Here is a 5,372-nt window from a genome sequence, read left to right on the forward strand (position 1 = left end):
TTAACACAAGGCGCAAACGGGTTTATTGTGGGGATTTGAAATACCTAAACCACTAATCCGAGAGTGCAGATGATACAATACCCAAATTTTTTGCTAGAATTGTGCTGGTTTTTGCAAAAACCCTATTCGCCTTTCTTGACTGCGATGTGGGTGGTTCTCTTGTACTTATGTTTTAAGGTTGTATATGCAAGACACTTCCTATTTTCTGCGCCATAAAAAACGCCTCAAAAGAGAGTTACTAACTGGGGGGGGGGTGGCTTTCTAAAAAAATAGCCCTCTTAGGGGGCTCAAGCACAGCCGAACTCAAAGACCTCTTAGAGGTTTTTTTGCTCCAAAGGGGTATGGCTCCTAGCTTCTATGAAAGCGATTACAACCGCTACTACGAAGAAAGCGCGTTTGAAAACCCACCCTTAAAGGACTTTGCTCCCGATCTCATCTATTTACACACCTCTTGGCTCAATATTGCATGTTTTCCTAAACTGAACGCCCCGACAGAAGAGATTGCCAAACTTGTCCAACAAGAGATGAATAAATTAGAGATCATGCTCATCTCTTTAAAAACCCGCTATTCTTGTGCGATCATCATCAATAATTTCGATCTGCCCTCACATCGGTCTTTGGGCAATTTAGACAACTTAGAGGGCAAGACTCACTTTATTAACGCCCTAAACACCGCTCTTATAAAGCTCGTCAAAGAACACCCCTCAGTGTATGTGCAAGATTTGTTATATCTCTCTGCCCAAGTGGGGCTGTCCAAGTGGTTTGACTCTAACTTGTATTATCGTGCTAAGTATGCGATGAGTTATGAGGGCTTGGCTTGCGTGGCTTTGAATTTGAGCAAGCTAACCTGTGCTATTTTTGGGCTTTCTAAAAAAGTCCTGATTTTAGATATGGACAATACTCTTTATGGCGGGGTGGTTGCCGATGATGGCTTGGCCGGCTTGGTGATTGGGAGTGAGAGCGCGCTAGCAGAGAGTTATAGTGCCTTCCAACGCTATATTTTAGAACTCAAAGAACGCGGGGTGTTGCTAGCAATCTGCTCTAAAAACACGCATGAAAACGCGCTTTTGGCTTTATCTCATGAAAACATGCTTTTAAAACCTTCTGATTTTGCCTGCATCAAGGCCAATTTTGAGCCCAAAGATCGCAACATTGAGCAGATTGCCAAAGAGCTCAATTTAGGTTTGGATAGTTTTGTCTTTGTAGATGACAACCCGGCAGAGCGCGCCTTAGTGTCCGCACAATTGCCTAGCGTGGCTGTGCTAGATATTGGGCAACCCGAGGAATACATTACAAGGCTTGATGAGGCGGGGTATTTTGAGCCCATTTCTTTAAGTCAAGAGGATTTAGCCCGTGTGGCCCAATACCAAGCCAACGCTAAGCGTCAGAATGCCCAACAACAATTTAGCTCTTATGCCGCGTTTTTGCAAAGTCTAGAAATGCGGGCTGTGATCGCCCCCTTTCACCCCAATATTTTTGAACGCCTAGCCCAGCTCATCAACAAAACCAACCAATTTAACTGCACCACAAAAAGATGCACCTTAGCCCAAGTGCAAGAATGGGCACAAAGCCCCACTTATATCACTCTTTATGGGCAACTGGTGGATAAATTTGGGGATAATGGCATTGTGGCTATTAGTGTGGGGCGCATTGAGGGGGAGATTTGCCATTTGGAAATCTGGCTGATGAGTTGTCGGGTGCTTAAAAGAGATTTAGAATTTGCTATGCTCAATTCTCTAGCCAAGCGGGCTAGAGAATTGAGCATCAAAACCCTCAAGGGTTACTACTACCCCACGCCTAAAAATGCGATGGTTGCCCAACTTTATACAAACTTTGGTTTCACTCTACAGAGTCAAGCAGAGAGCGGGAGCGTTTTTAGTTTGGATTTAGAAAAACACACAGATAAACCCCACTACATAAAGGTAAATGATGGAACAAGCACAGATTTTTAGCCAGTTACAAGAGATTTTTAGAGATATTTTTGATGATTTAAGCCTAGTCATCCATGAGAGCACCAACGCTAACGACATTGAGGAATGGGACAGCTTGAATCATATCAGTTTGATCAGTGCCATTGAGAAGCATTTTAAAATCAAGTTCCATTTGAGTGAATTGCAGGGGCTTAAAAATGTGGGTGAAATGGCCACCTTGATTGCGCGCAAACTTGAGCATGCCTAAAACCTACCGCTTTGCCGATCTCTTTTGGGGTGTGTGGGGAAGCTATGTGTGAGCCACACCAAATTACAGGTAGGGCTGTTGGCTTAAAGTATGCTTATAAGTTTAAAGACTTGCGCGTGGGGATGTGTGGGGGCTTTAGCGTGGTGATAACCTCTGAGATGTTAGAAAAGTTCAATGTCTTAAGCGGGGATGATAGCTATTTGCACGCCAATACAGATTATATGCAGGCCAAGGGTTTTAAGGGGGTGCTTTTCCATGGGGCGGCACTAGGTATGTTTTATTCTAGGTTAGTGGGCAAGCATCTACCTGGTGAATATGCCATGTCTTTAAGTTACGATCTGCGCTTTAAAAAACCCGTCTATGTGGGGGATCGTTTGCAAGTGAGCGGGCGCATCGTGCATTTGAATGAAGCGTTCCAAGTAGCTAGTTTAAAAGCGCGCATTGAGAATATCAATGATGAACCCTTTTTAGTGAGCACAGCAGACATTTTAGCCAAAGTTTTAGAATGAAAGACGCTTGTTTAAAGCGCAACGCCACCCCAAAGGACATTGTGCCCATGTTGCTCTCTTATGACCCCCCATCACCGGTGGGCTAGGATTTTAACAGAAAGGTTTTTATGCTTTTCAATTCGGTGGAATTTATTTTCATTTTCCTACCCATCAGTTTTTTTGTCTATTTTGGACTTAGCCGTTGGTATGCCCTGAGTGCTAAAGCGTGGTTGGTGGGGGCGAGTTTATTTTTTTACGGCTATTGGAATGTCAAATACCTCCCCCTCATTGTAATCTCCATTGTCTTTAATTTTGCCATTGTGCAAGCGATGTGGGCTAAACCCAAGCTGGCTAAAGGCTTTTTAAGCTTAGGATTAGTGGCTAATCTAGCCCTCTTGGGCTACTTCAAATACGCCGATTTCTTTATAGAAAACTCCAACACCGCTTTTAGCACTTCTTTTAACCTCTTACACCTAGCCCTACCTCTAGCCATCAGCTTTTTCACTCTACAGCAAATCACTTTTTTATTGGATAGTTATGCCCAAATCGATTCCCCTAATGCAGGGGCTAAACCCTCTACCAAGCTCTCTAACTTTTTGGATTACGCGCTATTTGTAACTTTCTTCCCCCAACTCATTGCCGGTCCCATTGTGCATCATAAGGAGATGATGCCCCAATTTGCTAAAGACAGCAATAAACGCATCTCTTTGGACAACATCGCTAGTGGCGTGTTTATCTTTTCTATTGGGCTGTTTAAAAAGGTGGTGATTGCTGATAGCCTTGCCAAAATCGCCACAATGGGTTTTGACACCTCTAAGGTGCTCTCGGCTTTAGAAGGGTGGATGACTTCTTTAGCCTACACTTTCCAACTCTACTTTGATTTTAGCGGATATACAGACATGGCCATCGGAGCAGCCTTACTCTTTAATATCCATTTGCCCCAGAATTTTAATAGCCCCTTTAAAGCCTCCAGTATAGCAGAGTTTTGGCAAAGATGGCACATAACTTTAAGCCGTTTTATTTTTGATTATCTGTATGTGTCTATTGCAAGGATTTTTTCCAACCCCACCTTCCACACCTCCATGTTGGCTATTTTTATTGCCTTTTTGATTGCGGGGCTTTGGCATGGGGCAAGCTGGCTATTTGTTTTCTTTGGGCTTTTGCACGGGCTAGGTGTGGTGATCAATCACTATTGGTCCAAGAAAATCCGTAAAAAATACAAGCTTAAGCCTTTACCTGTGTGGCTGGGCTGGTTCATCACTTTTAATTATGTGAATATTGCCAATATCTTTTTTAGAGCAAAAGATTTTGTAGATGCGCTTAAAGTGCTCAAGGCAATGTTTTTAATGAGTGGATTTAAGAATTGTTTGTTTAGTACAGCACTCGATCACACCAGCAAGCTTTTTATTGGCACTACGGCTATTTTAGCTCTTGGGATCACCTTTGGTTTTAAAAATAGTTGCCAAGTCTTAGAAAACTTCAAGCCCTCATGGCCACAATTGGGCTGGATTTATGCCACGATTTTTTGCATCGAGCTCTATATTTTTGGCTATGTGAATCGGGTGTCTGAGTTTATTTACTTCAACTTTTAGGATAGACGATGTCTGCTAAATCCTATTTAATAGCTGTTTTTGCGTTCATAGTAGTTGGTTTTGGTGTTTTTATCATCTCTAACTATGTTGTTGATCCTTTTCAGCAGCTTAGAAAAGCCAGTTGGTATAACATCGATTTTTATGATGACGATGCAAGATGGCTCATCTCAGGTATGGCTAAAAACTTTGATTATGAGAATATTCTCATCGGTTCCAGCACAGAAGAAAATATAGGAATTGATACGCTTTCTCAAATTTTCCATCTCAAAAAGCTCATTAAATTTACGATAGAAGGCTCTGCAGGCTTTGAAATTTATTCCGCATTGAATCTTGCCTTCCACACAAAACCCAACATTAAAACCGTGATTTATGCTCTGCGCCCCGATCTTTTTGTGCACAAAGCAGGTGATGACTTTTTTCCAAAATTTTTATACACTACAAATGATCGTTTAAAACAAGTTTTAACCTATCTGAGCAATCCTAAGACCACCCAAAAGACCTATGACTACCTCAAATCTTTTTTGTTCCGCCAAGAACATTTGTCTGCTGATTCTTGTAGGCAGTATAATGAAATGTTTGCCTTTGATTGTAAATTTTTTCCAGATCACAAACACCCGGGTCCTGAGCATGTTGTTAAAATCTATTTAGATGGGAAGAAACGCCATACAGGCCCGCACAATGAGCACTTTCCTCAAGAGCAGGCCTTGCAGAACGCAGAAAATGAACTCGAGAGTTTGATCAGGTCCCACCCACAAACGCACTTCATCTTATTTTATGTGCCCTTCCCTGCGATCCTCTATTATCAAACCATAGAAAACAACAGCAAGGCCTTTTTTGAGCAAGAAAATCTACTATTCCCCAAAACTCTTAGTCTTAGACTCCTATCTTATAAAAATGTTGAACTTCATGATCTAAGAACCCTACCTTTTGTGACTAATCTCAATGCTTACTACGATATTTGGCATTGCGATCGCGATCATTTAAAACTTGCTTTTAAAGCTATAGCTAACAAAAAATACCAACTCAGCCCCTCCAATGTGCAAACCTTTACAGACGCTCTTAAAAATTTGGTTTTAAATTACCATATCCCAAAAGAGTTATTGTCTGGGGTACC

The 5,372-nt window shown here is 41.9% G+C and carries 5 protein-coding genes; all 5 read left to right on the forward strand.

From position 1 onward, the window contains the following. Positions 1–326 precede the first annotated feature (326 nt). On the forward strand, positions 327–1,952 hold the full coding sequence (locus FNE76_RS07790) for an HAD-IIIC family phosphatase (RefSeq protein ID WP_328588066.1): 1,626 nt from the start codon (positions 327–329) through the stop codon (positions 1,950–1,952). Next, on the forward strand, positions 1,930–2,178 hold the full coding sequence (locus FNE76_RS07795) for an acyl carrier protein (protein WP_120948812.1): 249 nt from the start codon (positions 1,930–1,932) through the stop codon (positions 2,176–2,178). Before FNE76_RS07790 ends, FNE76_RS07795 begins: the two co-directional genes overlap by 23 nt. 44 nt (positions 2,179–2,222) lie before the next feature. Continuing rightward, the gene (locus FNE76_RS07800; RefSeq protein WP_120948811.1) at positions 2,223–2,687 is read left to right on the forward strand and encodes a MaoC/PaaZ C-terminal domain-containing protein; all 465 of its coding nucleotides are present in this window, start codon (positions 2,223–2,225) and stop codon (positions 2,685–2,687) included. A gap of 107 nt (positions 2,688–2,794) precedes the next feature. Continuing rightward, complete coding sequence (locus FNE76_RS07805; RefSeq protein WP_120948810.1) at positions 2,795–4,258, forward strand: MBOAT family O-acyltransferase; 1,464 nt, start codon at positions 2,795–2,797, stop codon at positions 4,256–4,258. An 8-nt stretch (positions 4,259–4,266) separates the two neighbouring features. Continuing rightward, the coding region (locus FNE76_RS07810) for a hypothetical protein (protein ID WP_120948809.1) at positions 4,267–5,372 on the forward strand (1,106 nt) is incomplete at its 3' end.

The sequence above is a fragment of the Helicobacter mehlei genome (assembly GCF_007280785.1).
In the GTDB taxonomy this organism is placed as follows: domain Bacteria; phylum Campylobacterota; class Campylobacteria; order Campylobacterales; family Helicobacteraceae; genus Helicobacter; species Helicobacter mehlei.

Bases quoted from the DNA above. Each gene is read 5' to 3' on its own strand.
- FNE76_RS07800 (WP_120948811.1), top strand. From the start codon at position 2,223: ATGTGTGAGCCACACCAAATTACAGGTAGGGCTGTTGGCTTAAAGTAT.
- FNE76_RS07795 (WP_120948812.1), top strand. From the start codon at position 1,930: ATGGAACAAGCACAGATTTTTAGCCAGTTACAAGAGATTTTTAGAGAT.
- FNE76_RS07805 (WP_120948810.1), top strand. From the start codon at position 2,795: ATGCTTTTCAATTCGGTGGAATTTATTTTCATTTTCCTACCCATCAGT.